This window comes from Allorhizobium pseudoryzae (genome assembly GCF_011046245.1).
Taxonomy (GTDB): domain Bacteria; phylum Pseudomonadota; class Alphaproteobacteria; order Rhizobiales; family Rhizobiaceae; genus Neorhizobium; species Neorhizobium pseudoryzae.
The window spans coordinates 437368-460354 of sequence record NZ_CP049241.1 but is presented as its reverse complement, the minus strand read 5'-3'; the positions used below and the strand labels follow the sequence as shown (position 1 = coordinate 460354).

Sequence of the window (22987 nt, the reverse complement as noted above, 5' to 3'; positions counted from 1 at the left end):
TTTAGACGTTCTCCCAGTTAAAAGTCCCTTACTCTACGGTACTCATGTCAGTCGAAATCATCGGATACGCTGCCATCGCTCCTGGCGCTCCGTCGGCGATCGATCTGTTCAAGCAGCTTCGCGCCGGAGTCTGCTCGGTAACAGAAGTCCCGGCTTCAAGGTGGGACAAGGCTCGATTTTGGCATCCGATACAGGGCGTATCCGGCAAAACCTACACCTTCGCCGCAGGGGTGGTTGAGAACGTTCATGACTTCGATCCCGTAGTCTTCGGACTCTCGCGGCGTGAAGCCATGGCCATGGATCCGCAGCAGCGTTTGTTGCTGTCAGTCGCCTGGCGGGCTTTGGAAGATGCGGCTTTGCCGCTGTCGGCGCTGCAAGATAGAGTTGTAGGGGTTTATGTCGGCGCATCGAGCCTCGATAGTGCAAACCTTTCGGCAGAGGATCCCGCATCCGGCGGCCCTTACTTCATGACGGGCAACACCCTGTCGATCGTCGCCAATCGCCTGTCGCATATTTTCGGCCTGCATGGTCCGAGCCTGACAATCGATACGGCCTGTTCGTCTTCTCTGGTCGCGCTGGATCAGGCTGTCCGCGCGCTGGAGCGAGGCGAGGTGGATACGGCGATCGTGGGTGGCGTGAACCTTCTGAACCATCCATTGCCATTTGTCGGTTTTGCCCAGGCGAGAATGCTGTCGCCGGAAGGGCGCTGCCGGGCCTATGACACCGACGCTTCGGGCTATGTCCGCTCGGAAGGTGCGGTCGCGATCATCCTGCGTCGGACGGACGTGGCAAAGACCGAGGGCGATCGTAGCCGGGCGCGTATTGTCGCCACGGGTGTAAATTCCGCCGGACGCACCAATGGAATCTCGCTTCCCTCGGCGGAGGCGCAGGTCGCGCTTCTGCAGGGGATGTATGATGACAACCGGATCGACCCCAACGATCTTGCCTTCCTCGAAGGCCATGGCACCGGCACCAAGGTCGGAGACCCGGCAGAGGTGTGGGCGATCGGTCAGGTGATCGGCAAACGGCGACGCGCGCCACTGCCCATCGGGTCTATCAAGACGAACATCGGTCACACGGAACCGGCGTCAGGTCTGTTCGGACTGCTGAAGGCGGTGATGGCGCTGGAGCAGAACTATCTCCCTGCCTCGCTGTTTTTCGATAAACCGAACGAGACGATCGATTTCGAGAATCTGAATGTTCGCGTGAACAGCACGCCGCTCGAACTTTTGCGGGCTCGACGTCCGCGTCTTGCCGGCGTGAACTCCTTCGGTTTCGGCGGCACGAATGCCCATGTGGTAATTTCCGATCCCGAAAAGGTGGCGCAGACTGAGCCACTCGAACCGCATGGCGAACGCTATTTTGTTGCCAGCGCGCAGACCGAGAGTGCCCTCAAGGCTTTGGTGGAAGCCTATGTGCGCCGCATGGACAAGGCCGCGCCGGCCCAGATCAACCGCATCGTCGCGGCTTCCGGCGGTGGTCGGACCCTGTTGCGTCACCGACTGGTTGGCGTGCCGACGACGCCCGACACGCTGAGGACGAGACTGGCTGGCTTTCTTCAGTCGCAGGCGATCGACGGGATCGAGACGGGTGAGGTGCCTGCAGGGCAGTCCAGGATCGCCTTCGCTTTTGCCGGCAACGGGGCGCAATGGGCTGGAATGGGCGTAAGTGCCTATCGCAGGAGCAAGGCCTTCAAGCGGCATTTCGATGCCGCAAGTGCGCTCTTTGAAACGCATCTCGGGGAAAAGCTCGTTGAACTGCTCGTTTCCGATACGCTTGATGAGCGGCTCTCGGACACCCGGATTGCACAGCCGCTTCTGTTCTCGATTCAGGTTGCGATTGCAAACGCTCTGGCGGCAGCGGGCATCCGCCCGGCCTGTGTGTTCGGCCACTCGATCGGTGAGGTGGCCGCAGCCCACATCGCGGGTGCCATGTCCCTCGTGGATGCCGTTGCCGTCGTTGCAGCCCGTTCCCGGTGCCAGCATGTGACGCGCGGCCGCGGTACGATGGCAGCTGCGCTCTGCAGCGAAGAGACCGCCAAGGCCTTTCTAGCGGAGCACGCCATAACCGAGGTGGTGGTGGCCGCGGTTAACGCACGCAATTCGGTGACATTCTCGGGTCCGCGTCAGAAAATCGAAGAGGTGAAGGCTCTTGCGCGTCGCCGCAAGATTGCCGTCCAGATGCTGGATATCGAATATCCGTTCCACCATCCACTGATCGATGATGTGCGCGAGGAATTCATCGCGACGCTGCCGGATATCGGACTTCACGAGGGCGAGTTGCAGTTCCTCTCCACCGTCACCGGAGATGCATTGTCGGGCAGAAAGCTGTCTGCGAGCTACTGGTGGCGCAATGCGCGCGAACCGGTTGCCTTCCGCAGTGCTGTGGCAAAGGCGCTCGACGCCGGTTGTAATCTGTTCCTGGAAATTTCGCCGCGTCCTATCCTGAACAACTACATCAAGGAAACGATCAGAGAGCATTCCGCCAATGCTCATGTGCTGAGTTCGCTGTCCAAGGACAATGAAGAGAGTGCCGATCCGATTGCCCAGATCATCGCGCGTCTGTTCGCGTTTGGCGCCGATGGGATTTCGTTGACCCGTCTGGCGCAGGTGGATCTGCCGAACGTTCCGTTTGAGCCCGAGACCCTCACTGTCCCCGCCACAAGCGATACCTACGATCTCTTCGGACGGAATGCCGGCCCCTACACGCTGGCCGGATGGCGGGTCGATCCCAATGCGGGAGCCTGGAAGAACCACATCGATGCCGCACTCTTTCCGGACCTCGCGGAACATGTCGTCGAGGGCAGGGCGATCATGCCCGGTGCCGGTCTGGTGGACATCGCGCTTCAGGTCGCGCGGCAGCACCTTCGAACCGATCGTGTGACGTTGACCAACGTCGAACTGCTCAATCCGCTGCCGCTGGATGAGAAACTTCTCGAGCTATCGACCATCGTTTCTCCGGAAACGGGAGTGATCGAAATCCGCTCGCGCGAGAGATTGTCGGACGATGACTGGACACTGCACGCCGTTGCGCGCTGCCAGAAGATGGTGGACGGTCCGGCTGCCGATATCTTCGACGCACAGGAGGTGACCGCCGACCGGATTGCCAAGGATCGCATCTACGCCATAGCGGCGGCGTTTGGTCTCGATTACGGCCCCTCTTACCAGCGGCTGGACGAGGCCGTGACGGATGGAGGTTCGAAGATCGTCGCGCGTCTGGCGCCGGCGGCCAATCCGGCGCATCCGCTTCTCGAATGGGCCGTCAGCCCGATGTCGCTCGATGCAGCCTTCCACGGTTTGGTTGGATTGTTCGATCGTCTGTCGGGCGATGCTCAAGGCTCGCCCTACATTCCGGTCCGTTTCGGCGTAATACATCTTGTTTCGCCGGGCGCAGATATCCATGCCGTCCTGATCGAAATCCAGAGGTTCAGTGCGCATTCCATCAAGGCCCGTTTCCAGTTGAAGGATCGGGAGGGCAGAACCGTCCTCGTGATAGACGATTGCCGCTTCCGCAGGACATCGCTTCGGCAGCAGCGTTCCGTTCCCTCTCTCGGTTTCCATTACGAGGCCCTTCCTTGGAACGGACGTGTTGCGGCAAATCCGGTCAGGACGGCGCAGCCTCTGATCTCGCTCGCGCAATCACTGGAGACAGACGATTCCAGCCTCCTGCTGCAGGCGGCTGTCCTGCGCAGCTGCCTCGATATCGCAATGGCCGCCACCGTAGAGACGGATGGCAAGATCTCGGTCGCGTCTGCGCCCCAGGAGGCGAGGGTCTTCCTGTCCACGTGCCTGTCCATCCTGCATGGGGCAGGGCTTGCGGCGCCGGTGGATGATCAGTGGCATCTGGCAGATGGCATCGATCTGCCGGAGGTCGCCGAACTTCTGCGGGAGTTCGAAGCCGATCGCCCGGATCGGGGCGCCGAGGGCGTCGCTGTTGCAAGCATTCGCGCGACCATGTTGGCGAGGCTTCATCCTGGCAACGCCGTGCCGTCGAACCTTCCGGTGGCGCCAACATCCGCGACGGCGGATTATCTGCATCAGCGCTCGGCTGCCGCCGACTGGCGCAATGCGCTCCTCATCAACGCACTCTCTGACCTTTCGAAGGCGACCGGGTCTTGTCCCCTGACATGTCTTCAGATCGGCGCCACGGCGCCGCATGCTGTCCAGCGCGTTCTGGACCTGCTGGAGCCTCTTGCAGGACGCCTGGCCGTGTTCGAGACGGACGATGAATTGCGCCGTTCGCTGGAAATCCTGTTCCAGGACAATCCGCGCATCGAGATCCTTCAATCTCTGGACCCGGCAAGGATCTACCACGCCGTCTATTCGTCATCCGATCGTTATGCGCAGTTGATCATCAATGACGAGACGGCTGTGTCGTCGGTCCGGTCATTCGTTGGCGCAGGTGCGCGCCTGCTGATCGCCGAAAGCGCATCCTCACTGATCAACGACTTCATGAACGGTCTTGCCGCGGAACAGGGCGATCCCGGCGTGCTTGCCGACCTGCATCTCGGCCATCTGCCAACTGCCCGGGAATGGAAGCGCCATCTTGCGGCGCTCAACCTCGACGGGGAGGCGGTACAGACGGTCGATGGACCGTATGGGCCAGCCAATATCATTGATGCGCAGGCGGACGATGTGGTGGCGGATAGTCCCGTCCGCAACGACGGATACGTTCTTCTTGCCGGTGGAATGCCTGCCGGCTCAGATGCGGCAACTCTCTCTCTGAATCTCGACACCGACAGCCTGACCCAGGACATCGTCACGGTGCTGTCGAAGACAAAGGATCGGACGGTCAACATCGTCTACATCCGCGGTGGCGAGGATGAGGGGACAAGCCTCACCCTGACCGAAGAAAGCTGGAGACTGACGCATTTTGCCCGGACGCTGCATCAGGTCGTCGAAGAGCAGAACCACAAGTGCCCGGTCAATCTGGTACTGCTGCTGCAGGGCGGGGCGCCGGTCGGCCTCTCAATTGCAGGGGAAACCCTTCCGGTGTCGCCGATCAATGTCGGCTTGTGGTCGTTGGCGCGTGTCCTGCAGAACGAACTCGAAAGCCTTGGCATCTTCCTGTTCGATGCGGCGCCGGCCGAACTCGACAAGGCACTGATGCTCGCCTCTCTGGATCAGAGCCGGGAATGGATCATCGGCGCCAGGGGCGACGATGTCCGCGAAATTCGTGCCGTGGAGGCCGCACTCTCCCGTGGCAACATGCTCACGACCCGCTACTCCGCCGCAACGATCCGTCAGCGTATACCCTCGCGCGTTGATGCGCTCTATTGGGAGGCCTGCGATCTGCCGCAGCCGGGTGATGATCAGGTCGTCGTGGACGTCGCAGCCGCCGGGTTGAACTTCCGCGATGTGATGTGGGCCATGGGCCTGTTGCCGGAAGAGGCCCTGGAGGAGGGGTTTGCCGGTGCGACCATCGGCATGGAACTCTCCGGCCGCGTTGTTGCCGTCGGCTCGTCCGTGTCCGACCTGAAGGTCGGAGATGCGATCATGGGGATAGGCCCCGCTGCATTCTCCACTCACGCGGTCATTGCGCGGGCGGGATTGGCCAAGGTTCCAAGCGAGATCGATCTCAAAGCTGCCGCCACCGTGCCGGTCACTTTCCTCACGGCATGGTATGCTATCGTGGAGCTGGCCCGTGCGCGGGCCGGGGAAACCCTGCTGGTTCATGGTGCAGCAGGAGGCGTTGGTCTCGCCGCTATCCAGATCGCGCGCGCCCTGGGCCTCACAGTGATTGCGACCGTCGGAAGCGACGAGAAGACGGCTTATCTGAAGACGCTGGGCATCGAGCACGTCTTCAACTCGCGTTCTCTGTCCTTCGTGGCAGACGTCAAACGCGTGACCGGCGGCGAAGGCGTCGACATGGTTCTGAATTCGCTTTTCTCCGATGCGATGGAGCAGAGCATCGGTCTCGTCAAGCCGTTTGGGCGCTTCCTGGAACTGGGCAAGCGAGACTACTATGCCGATCGCAAGATCGGCCTGCGGCCCTTCCGCCGGAATGTCAGCTACTTCGGCATTGACGCTGATCAGTTGCCGTTGAAGGCCCCAGCGCTGACGAAGAACATTTTCGAGACCCTGGGACGGCTCTTTGCAGAAGGTAAGCTGTCACCGCTTCCCTATCGCCTCTTCCGGCATGACGAGATCGGCGATGCTTTCCGCCTGATGCAGAATGCCGGCCATGTCGGCAAGATCGTCATCGAACCGCCGGCGGCGGGAGAGCACCCGGTCGCATCGAAACCGGCTGGACTGCAACCGCTGCCGCCGGTCGGTCTCCACATCGTCGTTGGCGGTATCGGAGGCTTCGGCCTTGCGGCGGCGGAATGGCTCGTCGCGCGAGGGGCGCGCCAGATTGCGCTTGTGACGCGGCGCGGTGTGGCAGACGATGAGACTGCGGCAGCCATTCACAGATGGGACGAAAAGGGCGTACAGGCATCCTGCCATCCTTGCGATGTCACGAATGCCGCGGCCGTCGAAGACCTTCTGCGGACGCTGCGCCAGCGGGCGCCGATCAAGGGCGTGGTGCATGCGGCCATGGTGCTGGACGATGCGCTGGTGAATAACCTCACCCGTGAACGCTTCGAGGCGGTCATTGCGGTCAAGGCGGAAGGTGCAGTCAACCTCGATCGCGCGACGCGCGCGGATAAGCTCGATTATTTCCTGATGTTCTCTTCGGCAACGACCCTCATCGGCAATCCGGGGCAGGCCAATTACGTTGCGGCGAACGGATATCTGGAAGGGCTGGCGCGCAAGCGGCGGCAGGAGGGACTTCCCGGCCTCGCGGTCGGCTTCGGCGCTATCGCGGATACCGGTTATCTCGCCCACAACGCCGCGGTGAACGAGGTCCTCAGCAAAAGGCTCGGCAACTCTGCGATGAAGGCGAGCACGGCCTTGGCCTTCGTTGAATATTACATGGCCGTTGATCCTGGTACCGTCGATAGCGGCGTCGTCATCTGTTCGCCGATCGACTGGCATGCTGCGAAAGCACTACGGCTCGTCAACACGCCGTTGTTCGACGTGCCGCTACGCCAACTGGCGGCGGGTGCGGTCGCGGGTTCCGATACGATCGACCTTGCGGAACTGGTCGCAGACAAGAGCGAAACGGAGGCGATGGAGCTTCTGTTCAAGCTCGTGGCAGGCGAGATGGCCAACGTGTTGCGCATTTCTGAAGGCGCTATAACCCGCAACAAGGTTCTGAAGGACGCCGGCCTTGATAGCTTGATGGCCGTGGAACTCAGCATGAGCTTCAAGGACCGCACGGGGGTTGATATGCCACTGACGGGGCTTGGCGACACGACGACGGTCGATCATGTCGTGCGAAAGCTCTATGAGCGTGTCATGCGCCAAAGCGACAACGACGACGAAGCGTTGCCGCATCAGGAGATCGAGGCGCTCGCTTCGCAACACCTGGATGCTGCGCGCAAGACTGTGGGTGACGCGTGACGGAAAAAACCTCTTCATCATCCGCGCGCATGCAGCAGGGACGGCGAAACGCACTTCTGGCACAGATGCGCGGTCTGTCCCGGACGAACGACGAGGCGGAGCAGCGGGAGCCGTTGAAGCGCCAACCGCCGCAATTCAACGAGCTTCCCGAATACAAGCAGGTCCAGATTCAAAAACTGGCTGGTGACCTTGTCAAAGTGGCAAACCCCTTTTACCGGACGCACGATATAGGCGCCGGTGCCACGACGGAAATCGGGGGGGCGCGTCTCATCAATTTTGCCTCCTATGACTATCTGGGCACCAATCGTCACCCCTACCTGGGGGAGAAGGTCAAGGAGGCGGTCGAGCGCTACGGGATCTCGGCCTCCGCCAGTCGTCTGGTGGCAGGAGAAAGACCCGTCCACGGACAGCTCGAGTCCAGGATCGCATCCCTGTATCAGGCGGAAGACGCGATCGTTTTCGTCAGTGGCTATCTGACCAATGTGACAGCCATCAGCACGCTGATGGGCCCCGAGGACATCGTCATCCACGACGAGCTTATCCACAACAGCATCCTCACCGGGATCCGTCTGTCCGGGGCCGCAAGACGATTTTTCCGGCACAACGACATGGCGCAGCTGGAGGAGTTGCTATCGACCTTCGACGGCCGCTTCCGGCGCATGCTCGTCATCGTCGAAGGTATCTATTCCATGGATGGAGACGTTGCCGATCTTCCGGCGCTCGTGGAGCTGAGAGACCGCTATGGTTTCTGGCTGATGGTGGACGAGGCGCATTCGCTCGGCGTATTGGGTGAAAACGGCCACGGCACCCACACCCATTTCGGCATCGATCCTGGCAGGGTCGATATCTGGTGCGGCACGCTGTCGAAAACCACATCCAGTTGCGGCGGTTATGTTGCCGGCAGCGAAGCGCTGATCACGGTGCTGAAGGGGACCGCCGGCGGTTTCGTCTACAGTGTCGGCCTGTCGCCTCCGCTCGCCGCAGCAGCAATCGCCAGCTTGGACATCCTTGAGACAGAACCCGAACGCGTCCGCCGTCTCCGGTCCAACGGGGCCTATTTCCTGGAACAGGCGCGCAAGGCGGGGTTGGACACGGGCCTCAGCGAGGGATTTTCGGTGGTGCCGGTCCTCATCGGCGATTCCATCCGGGCGGCTCGTCTCTCGAACGACTTGCTCGCCGTTGGCGTGAATGCGCTTCCCATCATCCATCCGGCGGTGCCGGAAGGTCAGGCACGCCTGCGCTTCTTCATTACCAGCGAACACACGACGGCGCAGATCGATGAGGCGATTGCCAAGACGGCAGCCTGCCTATCGACGCTTGTGGACGAGAACTTCGGGATTGCCTCGCTCGACCGATCGGAAATTGCACGCCTGCTGGCAGGGGCGTGAGGTGTCTTTTCCCAAGCATACGATCATCACCGGCGGATCGAGTGGCATCGGTTATGCCGTGGCGGAGCGGTTGATCCGGCGTGGAGAGCGGGTCTCCCTGATTGCCCGCGACCTCGTGAAGCTGCAACAGGCTCGTGACGGCTTGCTGGCGCTTGGGGCAACACCTCAGTCCATCTCGATCGTTGCTGCCGATGTGATCGATCAGCGCAGGCTGGATGAGGCGGTGGCTGAATGCGAGGAGAGTGGGGGCGTGGCCTCAGCACTGATTGCCTCGGCCGGTATCGTCTGCCCGCAGTTTTTCGACCAACAGCCCGCCGATGATTTTGACCGGCAGATAACGACGAACCTTCTCGGTGTGGCAAACAGCGTTCGAGCCGTTTATGGCCCCATGCGCCGGCGGGGATATGGCCGGATCATGATGGTCTCGTCGGGCGCGGCCTTTGTCGGCATACCGGGTTACGCTGCCTATTGCGCGTCCAAGGCAGCCCTGCGGGCATTCGCGTCGTCGCTGCGTCTGGAAGCAAAACCCGCAGGCGTGCGGGTCTCGATCTGTTTCCCGCCGGATACGGAGACGCCGCAATTGCAGGCGGAATTGCCGCATCGGCCGCAAGCCGCTCGTCTTTTCATGGGGCAAGCCAAACCCTGGCCCGTGGACAAGGTGGCCGAGCGAATTCTGGCCGGTTTTGATGCCGGCAGGGATGAAGTCAATTTCGGGCTTTTGCTGCATGTGCTCGCCCGAACGTCTCCGGCTCTCGAACCCCTCTTGCAATCGCTCTACCTTTGGCGCACGGCAAAGGCCACCGACACAAATTTGACGGACGGATCGTAGTAATGGAAAGCCCATTATGGTTTGGACATGCTACGAAGCAAATAGACCGTCTCAGGACAGCAGGTAACGAATTCGATGTTTGATGATGTCATCCGGGGCGTTCGAGCAAGATTAGGCGGGTCGAGAGGAAAAGCGGCGGCGGAACAGTTGAACGCGTCCATCATCGGCGCCTTGCAGACGGAAAATGGTGGCGGATTCAGCCAGTACGAAATGCGTCATCCCGCCTTCCAAAATGCAATCGACTCTCTGCCTGGCTGGACTTCGTCCTTTCCGCCGGATGCCGGCGTTTCGGCAGGAAATATACCTCTGTTTGCAGACGGTCGGATCATTGCGGCACTCGAAGCCTATGGATCTATCGAAGGCAAGCGCGTGCTGGAAATCGGGCCGCTCGAGGGGATGCACACCTACATGCTGAGTGCGCACGGGGCGCAATCGATCGATGCCATCGAAGCCAACAAGCTCTGCTTCCTGCGATGCCTGGTGACCAAGGAAATTCTGAAACTCGACCGGGCCTCCTTCCATCTGGGCGATGCGCAGGCCTGGCTAAGTGACCAGGAGGCCAGTTACGATTTCGCGCTTGCCTCCGGCGTCCTGTATCACATGCCGGATCCCGGCGAGTTCCTGCGCCTGTTGTCCCTGCGCGCGAAATCCGTCTTCATCTGGACCCACTTCTTTGACGAGGCGGCAATGCCAAAGTCGGATGTTCGCTATCGCCCCTTCAGCGGAAACGTCGAGGTACGCAACATCGCCGGCATGGACGTTCGTTATCATGAGCGCGGCTATCAACTGGCCAACACCAACGCGTCCTTCTGTGGGGGTATGAAGGACCGACACTACTGGCTGCAGCGAGATGAGATTCTGGCGCTGCTGTCGCACTTGGGCTATAGCGAGATCACTGTGCTCGATGAAGAACCGCATCACAGAGGCGGCCCCTGCTTTTCGGTTTTCGCAAGACAGGTTTCATCACCGTGACGTTCCGCCGAAATGCTGATGGATAGAAGTCGTGCTGTTTAACGTGGAGTATGATCACGGGGATGTCCTCGAAGGCTATCTGATCCCCGATGGCTTCTCTGATGAACCCAAGATTATCGTGGCGCGTGATGACGGTACCCTCGTATCCTTCAGCTGTGACCAGCCGCGCCCGGCGGTCGTCCAGTCGGGCCGGCATGCAACGGGCATGGTCGGCTTCCGGCTCGATCGCAAGACCATGCCCGATCTGGTGCTTCAGGACCATCTCGCCATTCACGAGGCGAAGTCGGGATTGTTGATCTACCGGCGCCCGCTGATTGATTCACCTGTTCAGATGAAGCTGTTGCGCCTGGAACTGTCGCTGCTTCCAATGAACAAGTTCGACCAGTATTGCGGGCACCATTTCCAGTATGCCGTGTCTGCGGTGGAGCGGTACGGCCACGAGACGACGCTTCAGGCCTTTCACCTCAACGGTGTCCCCTCGATCTTCATCAGCGGTCGTCTCCTTCTGCGCAATTACGAGGAATTTCTCGACAAGGGGTTTCGCGTCATCGCCGATATTCCAGATCCCTATTACGAGATGGCAAGCCGCCTCTTCATTCTGAAAAGGCTGGCGAAAGGAAGCGTGACGTTTATCGGTGACCGCGACAGGCTCATCCTGTCTGCTGCCGTTGAACACTTCGCCGACGTCAATCTGACCGACACGGCGGGTTTGAACCGCGCACTGAAGCGCGCGCCCGATAAGGTGCGCACGGTTCTTCTCTCCCCGGTGACCCGTCAGCTTGTCACCAGTTACCCCGAACAGCGCGTGAGCCGTCGCGACGTCGCTCCGGCAATCGATGCCCTTTCGCGTTTCACGGTGGTTGGATATGGCGACGAAAATACCCATTTTCAGGATGCCGTCGGCGAACTCTTAGGACTGGAAGGCCCCAGCATTCCGGTTCTGCCGCGTCATTCGATCCTCAAGGAACTGGCACGGCAGTTGAGTGAACTGCCCGTGGCGGAATTGATGCTGGAAGAGGATCTTATTTTCGATCATTATGTGCGGCATGCCCTCATGCCCTACATCAGTTGAGACGAGTTGGCAGACGGATGACGAACGCTCCGATACAGGATGTGGACGCTGAGGAGATCAAGGTCGATGTGCGCCCGGAACGGGAGCGCAAAGGCTGGTTGAGGCGTTCGAATCCCTCCGGTTCGCCGGCCGTGATCGATGCGGAAGACCTGACCACTTCCATTGGCGGCGAAGCCCAAACCGAAACAGGCGGAAAACCGCCCTGGATGTTGATTTCGTTTCTGCTACTGGTGATCCTTCCAACGATCATTGGCGGCGTCTATTTCGCATTCTTCGCTTCGGATCAGTACACGGCGGAAGCCCGCTTTGCGGTGCGTTCACTGGCTGACGACGGATCGGGTGACGGCGGTGATATGAACCTGATGCAGATGCAGGCCGCCCCGCAGGATGCCTATGTCGTCACAAGCTTCATTCACTCGAGTGAAATCCTCTCTCGCCTGGATGGAAAAGTCGATTATCGCGCCATCTTCACCAATCCCGAAGCCGACTACTGGAGCCGGTTCGGTGCCGACGATTCCAATGAAGAATTTCTGAAATACTGGAACAAGCAGGTCACGTCCTACATTGATGGCCCGTCCGGTATCGTGACGCTGAGTGTCCGCACGTTCCGCCCGGCCGATTCCGTCGAACTCGTATCCGCAATCCTGGCCGAGAGCGAAAAGCTCGTGAACGAGATGACGGTGCGCGCCCGGGAGGACATGCTGGCGAGCTTCAGGCGGGAGGTCGATCGCACCGGCAAGCTTTACCAGGATGCTCTTGGCCGCTTGAACAGTTTTCAGCAGCAGTCTGGACTGTTGAGTCCGGAGCTTCAGGCGCAGGAGACCGGCAAGCTTCTCACCGGCCTGTTGGCCCAGAAGCTGACGCTGGAAAGCCGCCTCTTCGTTCTCCAGCAATCCAATGGAACAGACGCTCCCTCCTACAATCAGTTGCTGCTCGCCCGCGAAAGTCTGGACAAGCAGATCAGCACCATGCGGGCACAACTGACTGGCGGCGGCAACGCCTCGCTCGCCAATGTCATCACCGACTATTCCAAGGTCGAGACGGATCGTCTGGTGGCCGAGAAGCTCTACGAGGCGTCCCGGCGCAACTACGATCTCGCCTTTGCCTCGGCCATGCGAAAGGCCCTGTATCTGACCGTCTTCGTCCAGCCGTCCATGCCGGAGGAGGCCCTCTACCCGAAGCGGATATCAACCCCTCTCTTCATCTTCCTCGGCCTTCTGATCTCCTGGGCGACCCTGGCGCTCATCTGGGCGTCTGTTGAAGATCACAGGCTCTAGGAGATAACCGTGATCCGGTTCAAGAACGTCTCCAAGCATTTCAAGACCCAGCATCACAAGAAGATCATTCTGGACCGGGTCAATCTCGAATTCCAGTCAGGTGTCTCCTATGGAATTCTCGGCGTCAACGGGGCCGGAAAATCGACCACTTTGAAGATGATCGCAGGAACCATGCTCCCGAATGCGGGTCGCATCAGCAAGGACGTGCGGGTGTCCTGGCCGCTCGGTTTCGCCTCCGGCTTCCACCCGGACATGACGGGCAAGGAAAATCTGAACTTCGTTGCGAGAGCCTATGGCGAAGACGTTCGGCGGGTCGCGCGCTTTGTCGAGGAATTTGCCGAACTCGGCGACTATATCAACGAGCCCGTTCGCACCTATTCATCCGGCATGATGGCGCGTCTCGCCTTCGGCCTGTCCATGGCCATCGAGTTTGAATGTTATCTCGTCGATGAGATTACCGCCGTTGGCGATGCGCGTTTTCAGCAGCGCTGCAAGACGGCCTTCGACAATCGCCGCAAGAGTGCCGACATCATCATGGTCTCCCACGGCATGGACACGATTAAAGAGTACTGTGATAAAGGTGTGCTTTTGGTCGATGGGCGAATGATGGTATACGAGGATGTGGAACATGCCATCGAAGCGTATTACCGCTTGAACCGATAGACGACACAAGTTCAGACGACCGCAAGAATGCCGGTCGGGTGCCTGGCAAGTGACCGAGGACGTAACGCGTGACAAGCCAGATCGAAGATCATGATCGTGGGGGCAGGCCGTCATCCGGTCTTGACACAAGCCGGGAGGTGGCAGCACGCCTCTCCGTTGCAGCCCGCAAGCTGCGCTTTTCCACCTCGTCGCGCAGCGCTCTCTATCAGGCGGTGGGTCTAAGGCCACGGTTGATCGATAGACTCTTCACCGCGGCGACCATCTTCCAGACCTTGCTTTATCTCGTCTTTCCGATCGCGCTTTCGATCGCCTATTTCGGGTTTCTGGCTTCAGACCAGTATGAGTCGGAGACACGCTTCACCGTTCGTTCGGCAACGCCCGCGCTTGGCAAGGACCAGATCGGCAAGGTGACGGGCATACCGGCCGCCAAGATTGCCCAGGATACCCAGATCGTCGTAAATTTCATCAAAAGCCACGAGATGCTGGAGGTTCTGCAGAAGAGCGTGGACCTGACCAAGATCTACGGTCGCGATGGTATCGACTGGTGGGCACGGCTTCCGTCCGACGCAACAGCCGAGGAAAAGCTGGAATACTGGGAGGGACAGGTCTCGACCTCGATCAGCCCTTCGAGCGGCATCGTCACCGTCAAGGTCCGGGCCTTTGAGCCGCATGAGGCGCAGACTTTGGTTGAGCTCGTGCTTCAAGCTTCGGAAGTCGTTGTCAACCAGGTGAACAATCGCATCTGGGCAGACGTCATCACGACGGCACAGACCAATCTGGACAACGCCCGCACCCAGCTTCAGAAGGCGCGTGAAACACTTGCTGGAGCGCGCAACCAGAGCGGCGTCCTGTCCGTCAGCGGCAGTTCACAGATCATCACCAACCTGATCAGCGCCATTGAAGCCGAAAAGCTCACCCTGCAGCAGCGCTACAATGCGCAGCAATCCGTCGTGTCTCAGAACGCGCCCCAGATGCGTGTGCTGCGGCGCGAAATCGAGGCGAAGGAGCAGCAGATTGCCGAACTGAACGCCAAGATGGCGGGGGTCAAGGCGAGCGAAAGCCGCAACCTTGCGGATGTGTCACAGGATCTGTCCCAGTTGGAACTGGCCCAAAGCCTGGCGGAACAGCAGTTTGCTTCCAGTGTGAAGACGCTCGAACAGGTCCAGTTCGTCAGCAAGCAGCAATTGCTGTATCTCGACAGCTTCCTTGCGCCACGGGTGCCGGATGAGGCCCAATATCCAAGGCGCGGCCTCTGGATCAGCCTGACGATCGTGGGAAGCCTGATTGCATGGGGCATTTCGCTGGCCTGTCTGCAGCTTGCCCGCAATAAGCTGGCGCACTAGGCGCCTGGTTCCGGATGGTGGGTCAATTCTTTCGCCGTCACCTGTACGGAATTTTGCCGAAACCCCGTGCCGGTGGAAGGGCAGGTTTTGATCCGACGCGGATCCGCCGCATCGTCGCTTTCCGGAAGGGACCCAACCCCACCTTCACCTATTATCTGGAAGAACGCCTGAAACGCATCTCGGTCCCCGTGGAGATCATCGATCTGCAGGCATCAACAGCGCCGCTCGATCCGGTCGGCAGCTATGTCATCCTCTGCCGTTATGCCTTGCCGCGGCAGATCTGGTGGCTGCTGAAACATCGCCGGCAACTGGCGGGCCTCGCTCTGATGATCGATGACGATATTGCCGCGACGGTCACCGAAGGACAGGGCAAGTTTGGCTATCGCCTCTATCTGCTCGGTATCGCCATCGCGCCCCTGCTCATCCTGAACCGGTTTTTCACCCATATCTGGCCGGCGACGGGCATGCTGGCCGATCGCCTCGGCATCCCGGACGTTGTCGCTCCGCTGCCGCCGCCAGAAACCTGGCGTGTTCCGACGCCGAAAACGTCGCGCACGGCATTGAAGATGATCTACCATGCCACCGGTGCGCATGATCTGGAACATCAATTTCTTGTGCCGATCGTGGCGCGCGTTCTGGAGCAATGCCCTGATGTTCGGTTCGAAGTCGTCGCGTCCGGAAATTCCGCTCGTCTGTGGAAGGACCTTGATAACCTGGGCAATCGGGTGGAGCTGATCCCGGAAAGCCGGTGGCCCGATTACCTGCGGCGGACAGCGGAGGAGGGGGCTGATCTGGTGCTCGTTCCGCTGCTGCCCGGCCGCGTCAACGATGTCCGCTCGGACACGAAACGGGTCGATGTGGCACGCATGGGCGCGGCAGCGGTGTTTTCACGCAGCCTTGCCTACGAACGATGCACGGTGCCCGAAGAAATCCTGGTGGATGACGATCCAGAGCGCTGGGTGGAACGGATTGTCCGCCTCCTCAAGGACGAGACGGAGCGACAGGTTTCGGCAGAGGCTGTGCAAGCATCGGTCGTACGAATGATGGAGCGCGCTTCTCCATTTCTCCCCGGCCTGGAACAGTGTATGCAGGCCTTGGATGAGCGGGTTGGTAGGGTTTGATGGCGTTCAGTTTTAAGGTTAGTGCCGATGTCCAGGCTGTGCCCTCCGGTGGCGAACACGCGTGGCAAAGCAACGGCGACGACCCCTTTTTCGACTTGCGCTTCACGAATTTTCGCGAACCCGTCATCGTCATCCACCTGAGAACCGAGACGGGTCTGCTGGATCCGAAGATCTACATTGATCGGGGTGCGGGCTACCGGGAAAAGGATGCGGTATCCTTCGAGCCCGGAGCGTCCTTCGTTTTTCTGGCCGATGTCGGCCGAAGCGGTCTTCTCCGGCATTTGCGGGTGGATCCTGCAAGCTTCCCCTGTCGGTTCCATCTGTCCTTTGAGTTCCATCCGGACCGGGCTACGGCGGAGGCCGCCATTTCGGTCAGGCTGGCGTCAGATATGGTGGGGGCCGCCAGGCAGGATCTCGGAAAACTGCCTCGATTTGCGCTGCCGGTGCCAAAACTCTCGTTTCGGCGCAACCGGAGCGACGCCCAGAAATATGCCGATGCGCATTATGAACTGGCGGGGCGGGAATCCTTTCCGCTGCGCCCCTTCGCGGACGAGACATGGCTCAGCATTATCGTTCCGGTCTACAATGCACCGCCGCGCTACCTCAACGACCTCGTGCGCTCCTTCCGGCAGCAGCATGTGGCAGGGGTGGAACTCATTCTCAGCGACGATGCATCACCCTCGGAGGAAACGCGTCACTGGCTTGCCAGCACCAAACGCCCGAAGAATGTCCATGTGGTGCGCAACGAACGCAATGGCGGTATCGGCATGGCCACGAATGCCGGCCTTGTGACGGCGAAGGGCACATGGGTGACCTTTCTCGATCATGACGACGTCTTTGCGCCGCACGCCCTGAAGATGATCGCGCAGGCGCTTCAGCAGCATCCCGACATGATGTTCCTCTATACCGATGAACTGGTCGTGGATGACAAACTGCATCCGAAGGGTCTCCTGCTGAAGCCCGCCTATGATCCCGTGTTGCTGTCCGGCGTCAACTACATCAACCACTTCTCGGTCTATCGGCGGGATCGTCTTGTTGCTGTGGGCGCATTGAGGGAAGGCTTCGACGGTTCGCAGGATTACGACATGCTGCTGCGTTATCTGAAGGGGGTGCCGGACCACAAGGTTTTTCATCTGCCCTATCCGGCCTACTGGTGGCGGCGCAACGGACAGACCTATTCCCGCCGTTTCCTCGACAGTGCGACGGATGCCGCGCGGCGAGCACTCAGGGATCGGTATGCGGCGTCTGCTGAGGATGGGCTCAGTGTCGGACCTGCCCTGACGGAAACCTTGCACCGGCTTCAGTTCACCCAACCGGAGACTGTCGGTCTACCAGAGCTTTCGGTGATCGTTCCGAGCAAGGACAGTTTCGAACTGATCGAACGGGTGCTCCGGGATCTCTACGAAAAGACCGATTATCCGAACCTTGAGGTGATCGTTGTCGATAACGGATCGACCGATCCGCGTGTGCTCGCCCTCTACGATCGTTATCAGAAAGACAGTCCCGGTTTTCAGGCGCTGGTCACGGAGGAGAAATTCAACTTCGCCCGCTCGATCAATCGCGGCATGCAGGCGGCCACGGGTGAGCATTTCCTGGTTCTCAACAACGATATCGAAGTGATCGATGGCGCCTGGTTGCGGGAAATGGTCGATTGCCTGCACTACGGCGATGTCGGCATCGTTGGCGCCAAATTGCTGTATCCGAACGACAAGATCCAGCATGCCGGCGTCATTGCCGGTTTCGGCGGCCTGGCCGGCCATTGGTATCTCAACAAGCCGAAGGATTTCGGCGGTCCGATGAACCGGCTGCATGTGCGAAACTCGATGACCTGCGTGACAGGCGCCGCCATGCTGATCTCCAAGGCCTGCGCAAATGCCGTCGGTCCCTGGGACGAAGAGAATTTCGCCGTCGCCTATAATGATGTCGATTATTGCCTGAGAGCCTACAAGGCCGGGTTCCGCTCGGTCTGGACCCCCTTTGCCTGCCTGTATCACCACGAATCGGTCTCGCGCGGCTCCGACATGATCGGCGAACGCAAACGACGCTTTGAGCGGGAAAAGGATAATCTGCGCCGGATCCACGCCACGACCGTATTCGATGACCCTGCGCTTAATCCCGGTTATGAAAAGCGCCACTCCACCCCATCCCTGGAGGCCCCGCGCCTGTTGGCCAAGCCCCGAACCTGGTGGCCCTGACGCGGCGAAACACGGGCTGAGAAGGAAGCGTTGCTGCTCAACCTCCGGTCTGCCACAGTCGCGGATAGCGATGAAGCGCGACAGCAAGTCGAACTGGAACGGCGCACCAAGGTGCCGGCTTCGGCCATGCGAGCGGCAGGGGCAGCGTGCGGATGCCGCGCTGGCAATGAGCCGCGACAGAACCGCTTCGCGCCAAGAACGGACCAACGCTCTATGCTCCAAACGCCAGCGCGCCGAGATGCTGGCGGACCCATCTCGCCTCTTCCGACGCGGTGCGGCGGAAGTGACGTTTGAAGTCGCGGCTAAACTGAGCGGGGCTGACATAGCCAACCGAGAGAGCGACTTCCGCGATCGCCATGTCCTGGCGCGCAATCATCAATCTGGCCTCATGAAGCCGCATGGCCTTGACGTATTGCATCGGGCTACTGCCGGTCAGGGCTTTGAAATGGGCGTGATAGGACGGAATGCTCATGCCGGCGTCGCTTGCCAGAGCAGCGACGGAGACGTCTGAGCGGTACGTCTCACGCAGCCGGGCGAGACTCTGCACGATTTTTCCGAGCGTACCTCTCTGCTGCAGCGCCGAGATCATCGCCCCACCTTGGGGGCCAACGAGAACCCGATAGTGCAACTCGCGCAAGATGCCCTTGCCCAGCACCGCAGTCTCCACAGGATCAGTCAGGGCTTTCAACAGTCGCAGCAATACGTCCAGGATATCGGGTCCCATCTTGCTGGATACAAGACTTCTTGCCTTGGCGGCCGACGTCCCGGAGGACCGCTTCTCGATGAGGGAGGCGATCTCGGCGGCTAACGGCATGTCGAATTCCACATAGATCGCCAGCAGCGGCCGATCCACGCTGGCGACGGATTCCATACGGAACGGAACGGGCACGGAGACCGAGAGATAGTGCTCCTCGTCGTAGAGATAGACGTCGCCTTCCAGAATGCCCTGCTTGCGTCCCTGCAACACGAAGACGGCACCCGGCTTGTAGAGCACCGGGACGTCATGAAGCACCGTTTCGGTCCTCAGAATGCGAAGTCCTGAAAGTCCCGTCGGATTGTAACCCTCATTTGGGGCAAGCAGTCCTGCCAGCTCCAACAGCCGCTGACGCACAAGCCGCTGGCTTTCGAAACTCATAGGATTTGGCAATGAAGTCATAGAAATTGCTCTCATCAGATCATAGCCGGGAGATTATCAGTCAACGGCAACGATCAAACAAGAAGAGGATGTCACGCATGTCCAAGAAGACCTTTTTCATCACCGGTGCCAATTCGGGCTTCGGTCTTGCAATCGCTACGGCAGCCAGCAAACAAGGCCACACGGTTGTCGGTACCATTCGCTCCGAAGCGTCGCGGGCAAGCCTTGCAGAACGGCTGCCTGCCGTCCGTTCCGTTCTATGTGACGTCACCGAATTCGACCGGATACCCGATGTCGTCGAACAGGCTGAGGCAGACTACGGGCCGGTGGATGTCCTGATCAACAATGCCGGCTACGGACATGAGGGTATCCTCGAAGAGTCGCCCCTTGAAGAGATGCGACGCCAGTTCGATGTGAACGTTTTTGGCGCTGTTGCGGTGGCGAAGGCATTCCTGCCGCGTTTCCGCGAAAGACGCCGCGGTTTTATCGTCAACGTCACCTCAATGGGCGGAATGATCACCATGCCCGGCATTGGCTACTACTGCGGCAGCAAGTTCGCCCTCCAGGGTATCTCCGAAGTCATGCGCGCCGAAATGGCCCCTTTCGGTGTGCGCGTTACCACGCTCTGCCCAGGCTCGTTTCGAACAGATTGGGCCGGACGTTCGATGATCCGCACGGAAAGATCTATTGCGGATTACGACGCATTGTTTGATCCGATCCGAGAGGGACGTCAGGCAAAGAGCGGCAAGCAACTTGGCGATCCGGCGAAACTTGCAGAGGCAGTTCTGGCTCTGATCGCGTCCGACACTCCGCCGCCGCAGCTCTTGCTTGGGAGCGACGCGCTTAACCTCGTCACGGACAGGATTGAGCGTCTGCAGCGGGAGATCGAAGTTTGGAAAGCCGTCACGGTCTCGACTGACGGCTGATAGGAGTTGCAACGACTACGGCAGACCGCGCCACCATCCGTGCAGCGCGGTTCGCGGCCGAATTGCCTATCGCGTAACCGCCGCCGGCCGGTCTTGTTTTGAACGCAAGCAGGTCAGATGACCGCTAAGGGGCAGAGAGGAGACATTGCGTCAGCCGACCATTGTCTCCACGAAGTCCGCGAACGCCCGCGCCTTGGCACTGGCCAGCCGTCCTGTCGGGAATACCGCCCACAGGTCGATATCTGGGAGGTCCCAGTCCTCCAGAACCCGTATCACTTCACCATTTTGCAGTTCCGGCCAGAACATCCAGTCCGATGTTACTGCCAGTCCCATATCGGCCTTGACGGCGGCGCGGATGCCCTCGGCGGCGGTGAAGCGGACACGTCCCGACACGGCGACCGAGGCCTCTGTGCCATCTCTGCGGAAGGTCCAGCTATTGCCGAGCTGGGTATAGACGATCGCCTGATGCGCGGCGATGTCCACCGGCACATTTGGGATGCCATGCCTGTCGAGATAGGCAGGTGTCGCGACCACGGACCGGCGGCCGGTCGCGATCTTGCGCGCGACCGCAGCGCTGTCGGAGAGTTCGCCCATACGCAGTGCGATGTCGATGCCTTCTGAGACGAGGTCAATCACCCGGTCGTCGAGAACGACATCGACCTCAAGATCGGGATTGGCGGCCAGGAATTCCGGCAGACGCGGTACGACCATCAGCCTCGCGAATGTCGTTGCTGCACTGACTCGGAGGCGGCCAGACAGGCCGGCACCGGCACCCTTCGCCTCCAGCTCGGCCTCGTCCGCCTCATGGATCGCGGTCTTTGCCCGTTCGTAGAAACGAAGCCCCGCATCGGTCGGCGAAAGGCCGTGCGTTGATCGGATCAGCAGACGTACCTGAAGGCGGTCTTCGATTTGCGCAATCGTCTTCGAGATCGCTGGCTGCCCAATGCCGATCTGCCGCGCGGCCTGTGAGAATGACCCCGTCTCGACCACGCGCACAAAGGCGTTCATCGCCTGAAATCTATCCATCGCCTATTCTCCATGGGAATAAGCATTATTGCTTCAGGCTGCCTGCCGCAAGTTCTTAGGAATGGTCATAACTGTCTTCAACGGAACACAATCCGAAGGAGATGAACGATGATTGAAGTCCACGCCTTTGCCACCCCGAACAGCGTCAAGGTGCTGATCGCTCTCGAAGAGCTGGAACTGCCCTACGCGCTGAAGCCGGTTAACGTCCGCAAGGGCGACCAGAAGAGCGAGGCTTTCCTCGCGCTCAATCCGAACGGCAAGGTGCCAGTCCTGAGCGACGATGGGTTCGTCCTGACCGAGAGCGCCGCCATCCTCGTCTATCTCGCCGAAAAGACCGGCAAGCTCCTGCCGCCGGACGGTGTCGCCCGCGCCCGGGTCTTCGAACAGCTCTTCTTCCATGCCTCCGGCTTGAGCCCTGCCTTCGGAAATGCGGGCTTCTTCAAGCGCTCATCGCCCGAGCCACAGCCGATCGCCGAGGCCCGCTTCACCACCGAGGCAGAACGGCTCCTCGGCCTGCTGGATGCGAAGCTGGCCTCGCAGCCCTTCATGGCTGGAGAAGAGTTCACGATCGCCGACATCGCCCATTTCGGCTGGATGTGGCGTCTGCAGTTCCCAGGCCTGACCCTCGACGGTCGCCCACACCTATCCCGCTGGTTCGACACCGTGACTGCACGCCCGGCCGTCCGGCAGGCCATCGCTCGCGCCGATGCTCTCATCGAAACCCAGCCCGCCGCCTGATCTTTCCATTTCCCGTTTCATCCGGACATCAAGGAGTACCACCATGTCCAAGTTCGATATCTACAAAAATTCCTTCGCCAACGCTCGCCTGACCCGCTCGCCAAGCGGCGTCCTCGAAGTCGCGCTCCACACCGATGGCGGCAAGCTCGTCTTCAACGGCCATACGCACGAACAGTTCGTCGACCTTTTTCATCACATCGGCTCTGATAGCGAGAACCGCGTCGTGATCCTCACCGGCTCGGGTGACGCCTTCATGGACGCGATCAGCCCCGACGGCTTCGATTTCTTCTCGCCGCGCGGCTATGACAAAATTTTTCGCGAGGGCCGCAAGGTCCTGATGAACATCCTCGACATCGAGGTGCCGATGATCACCGCGCTGAACGGCCCGGTGCTGCTTCACTCGGAATATGTGCTGCTCACCGACATCATTCTTGCGACGCCGGAAACGGTCTTCCAGGACAAGCCGCATTTCGACTTCGGCATCGTGCCTGGCGATGGCGTCAACCTTCTCTGGCCGGAGGTGATCGGCAGCATCCGCGGCCGCTACTTCATCCTGACCCGCCAGGTGCTCGATGCGGCGACCGCCAAGGACTGGGGGGTCGTCAACGAGATCGTGCCGGCCGATAGGCTGCTCGCTCGCGCTCATGAGATTGCCGAGGAGATTGCGGCGCTGCCGCCGCTGACCTCCAGCTACACCCGCATCGCGCTCACCCAAAAGCTGCGCCGGATCATCGATCAGGACGGTGGCTACGGCCTTGCTCTCGAAGGCATCAGTGCCGCGGACGTCGCTCGTTCCATGGCTGCGAACGGCTGATCATGTCCTGTTCCTACGCCGGACTTCGGGTCGGCACCTGAGG

15 protein-coding genes are annotated in these 22987 nt (G+C 60.2%); 13 read left to right on the top strand and 2 right to left on the bottom strand.

The genetic code is table 11. The annotated features are described in order from the left end of the window. Positions 1 to 44 precede the first annotated feature (44 nt). From G6N78_RS02345 to G6N78_RS02300, 10 genes are all read left to right on the top strand, one after another. Positions 45 to 7445, top strand: a complete 7401-nt coding sequence (locus tag G6N78_RS02345; protein ID WP_165215353.1) for a type I polyketide synthase — start codon at positions 45 to 47, stop codon at positions 7443 to 7445. A gap of 29 nt (positions 7446 to 7474) precedes the next feature. Beyond that, positions 7475 to 8833 (top strand): aminotransferase class I/II-fold pyridoxal phosphate-dependent enzyme, encoded by a 1359-nt coding sequence (locus G6N78_RS02340; RefSeq protein ID WP_165221183.1) that lies wholly within the window; start codon positions 7475 to 7477, stop codon positions 8831 to 8833. A gap of 1 nt (position 8834) precedes the next feature. Further along, on the top strand, positions 8835 to 9662 hold the full coding sequence (locus tag G6N78_RS02335; protein ID WP_165215351.1) for an SDR family oxidoreductase: 828 nt from the start codon (positions 8835 to 8837) through the stop codon (positions 9660 to 9662). Positions 9663 to 10031: 369 nt separating this feature from the next. Next, on the top strand, positions 10032 to 10634 hold the full coding sequence (locus G6N78_RS02330) for a class I SAM-dependent methyltransferase (protein WP_234905863.1): 603 nt from the start codon (positions 10032 to 10034) through the stop codon (positions 10632 to 10634). Positions 10635 to 10665: 31 nt separating this feature from the next. Further along, a complete protein-coding gene (locus G6N78_RS02325; RefSeq protein WP_165215347.1) occupies positions 10666 to 11706 on the top strand; it encodes a hypothetical protein in 1041 nt (346 codons plus the stop codon). A 17-nt stretch (positions 11707 to 11723) separates the two neighbouring features. Next, the gene (locus G6N78_RS02320; RefSeq protein ID WP_165215344.1) at positions 11724 to 12983 is read left to right on the top strand and encodes a KpsE/RkpR family capsule polysaccharide export protein; all 1260 of its coding nucleotides are present in this window, start codon (positions 11724 to 11726) and stop codon (positions 12981 to 12983) included. A gap of 9 nt (positions 12984 to 12992) precedes the next feature. Continuing rightward, positions 12993 to 13646: an ABC transporter ATP-binding protein gene (locus G6N78_RS02315; protein ID WP_165215342.1), complete on the top strand. Its 654-nt coding sequence runs from the start codon at positions 12993 to 12995 to the stop codon at positions 13644 to 13646. A gap of 68 nt (positions 13647 to 13714) precedes the next feature. Beyond that, complete coding sequence (locus tag G6N78_RS02310; protein WP_234905862.1) at positions 13715 to 14989, top strand: KpsE/RkpR family capsule polysaccharide export protein; 1275 nt, start codon at positions 13715 to 13717, stop codon at positions 14987 to 14989. Between the two features lie 53 nt (positions 14990 to 15042). Beyond that, complete coding sequence (locus G6N78_RS02305; protein WP_165215339.1) at positions 15043 to 16110, top strand: glycosyltransferase family protein; 1068 nt, start codon at positions 15043 to 15045, stop codon at positions 16108 to 16110. Further along, positions 16110 to 18305, top strand: coding sequence for a glycosyltransferase family 2 protein (locus G6N78_RS02300; protein ID WP_165215337.1), 2196 nt, complete (start codon positions 16110 to 16112; stop codon positions 18303 to 18305). Before G6N78_RS02305 ends, G6N78_RS02300 begins: the two co-directional genes overlap by 1 nt. Positions 18306 to 18516: 211 nt before the next feature. Here the strand turns inward: G6N78_RS02300 and G6N78_RS02295 are convergent, their stop codons facing one another. Further along, entirely contained in the window at positions 18517 to 19461 is a 945-nt protein-coding gene (locus G6N78_RS02295) for an AraC family transcriptional regulator (protein ID WP_165215334.1), read from the bottom strand. Between the two features lie 77 nt (positions 19462 to 19538). On the opposite strand from G6N78_RS02295, the gene G6N78_RS02290 reads away from it, so the two are divergent. Further along, entirely contained in the window at positions 19539 to 20366 is an 828-nt protein-coding gene (locus tag G6N78_RS02290; protein WP_165215332.1) for an oxidoreductase, read from the top strand. A gap of 150 nt (positions 20367 to 20516) precedes the next feature. On the opposite strand, the gene G6N78_RS02285 is transcribed toward G6N78_RS02290, so the two are convergent. Then, positions 20517 to 21392 carry a LysR family transcriptional regulator gene (locus G6N78_RS02285; RefSeq protein WP_165215329.1) on the bottom strand — a complete coding sequence of 292 codons (876 nt, stop codon included), beginning with the start codon at positions 21390 to 21392 and terminating at the stop codon, positions 20517 to 20519. Positions 21393 to 21500: 108 nt separating this feature from the next. Between G6N78_RS02285 and G6N78_RS02280 the strand changes: the two genes are divergently transcribed. Both G6N78_RS02280 and G6N78_RS02275 read left to right on the top strand, forming a co-directional pair. Then, positions 21501 to 22130 carry a glutathione S-transferase family protein gene (locus G6N78_RS02280; protein WP_165215327.1) on the top strand — a complete coding sequence of 210 codons (630 nt, stop codon included), beginning with the start codon at positions 21501 to 21503 and terminating at the stop codon, positions 22128 to 22130. Positions 22131 to 22173: 43 nt separating this feature from the next. After that, positions 22174 to 22944: an enoyl-CoA hydratase/isomerase family protein gene (locus G6N78_RS02275; protein ID WP_165215324.1), complete on the top strand. Its 771-nt coding sequence runs from the start codon at positions 22174 to 22176 to the stop codon at positions 22942 to 22944. Positions 22945 to 22987 lie beyond the last annotated feature (43 nt).

Bases quoted from the DNA above. Each gene is read 5' to 3' on its own strand.
- G6N78_RS02345 (WP_165215353.1), top strand. From the start codon at position 45: ATGTCAGTCGAAATCATCGGATACGCTGCCATCGCTCCTGGCGCTCCG.
- G6N78_RS02340 (WP_165221183.1), top strand. From the start codon at position 7,475: ATGCAGCAGGGACGGCGAAACGCACTTCTGGCACAGATGCGCGGTCTG.
- G6N78_RS02320 (WP_165215344.1), top strand. From the start codon at position 11,724: ATGACGAACGCTCCGATACAGGATGTGGACGCTGAGGAGATCAAGGTC.
- G6N78_RS02300 (WP_165215337.1), top strand. From the start codon at position 16,110: ATGGCGTTCAGTTTTAAGGTTAGTGCCGATGTCCAGGCTGTGCCCTCC.
- G6N78_RS02295 (WP_165215334.1), bottom strand. From the start codon at position 19,461: ATGACTTCATTGCCAAATCCTATGAGTTTCGAAAGCCAGCGGCTTGTG.
- G6N78_RS02290 (WP_165215332.1), top strand. From the start codon at position 19,539: ATGTCCAAGAAGACCTTTTTCATCACCGGTGCCAATTCGGGCTTCGGT.
- G6N78_RS02285 (WP_165215329.1), bottom strand. From the start codon at position 21,392: ATGGATAGATTTCAGGCGATGAACGCCTTTGTGCGCGTGGTCGAGACG.
- G6N78_RS02280 (WP_165215327.1), top strand. From the start codon at position 21,501: ATGATTGAAGTCCACGCCTTTGCCACCCCGAACAGCGTCAAGGTGCTG.
- G6N78_RS02275 (WP_165215324.1), top strand. From the start codon at position 22,174: ATGTCCAAGTTCGATATCTACAAAAATTCCTTCGCCAACGCTCGCCTG.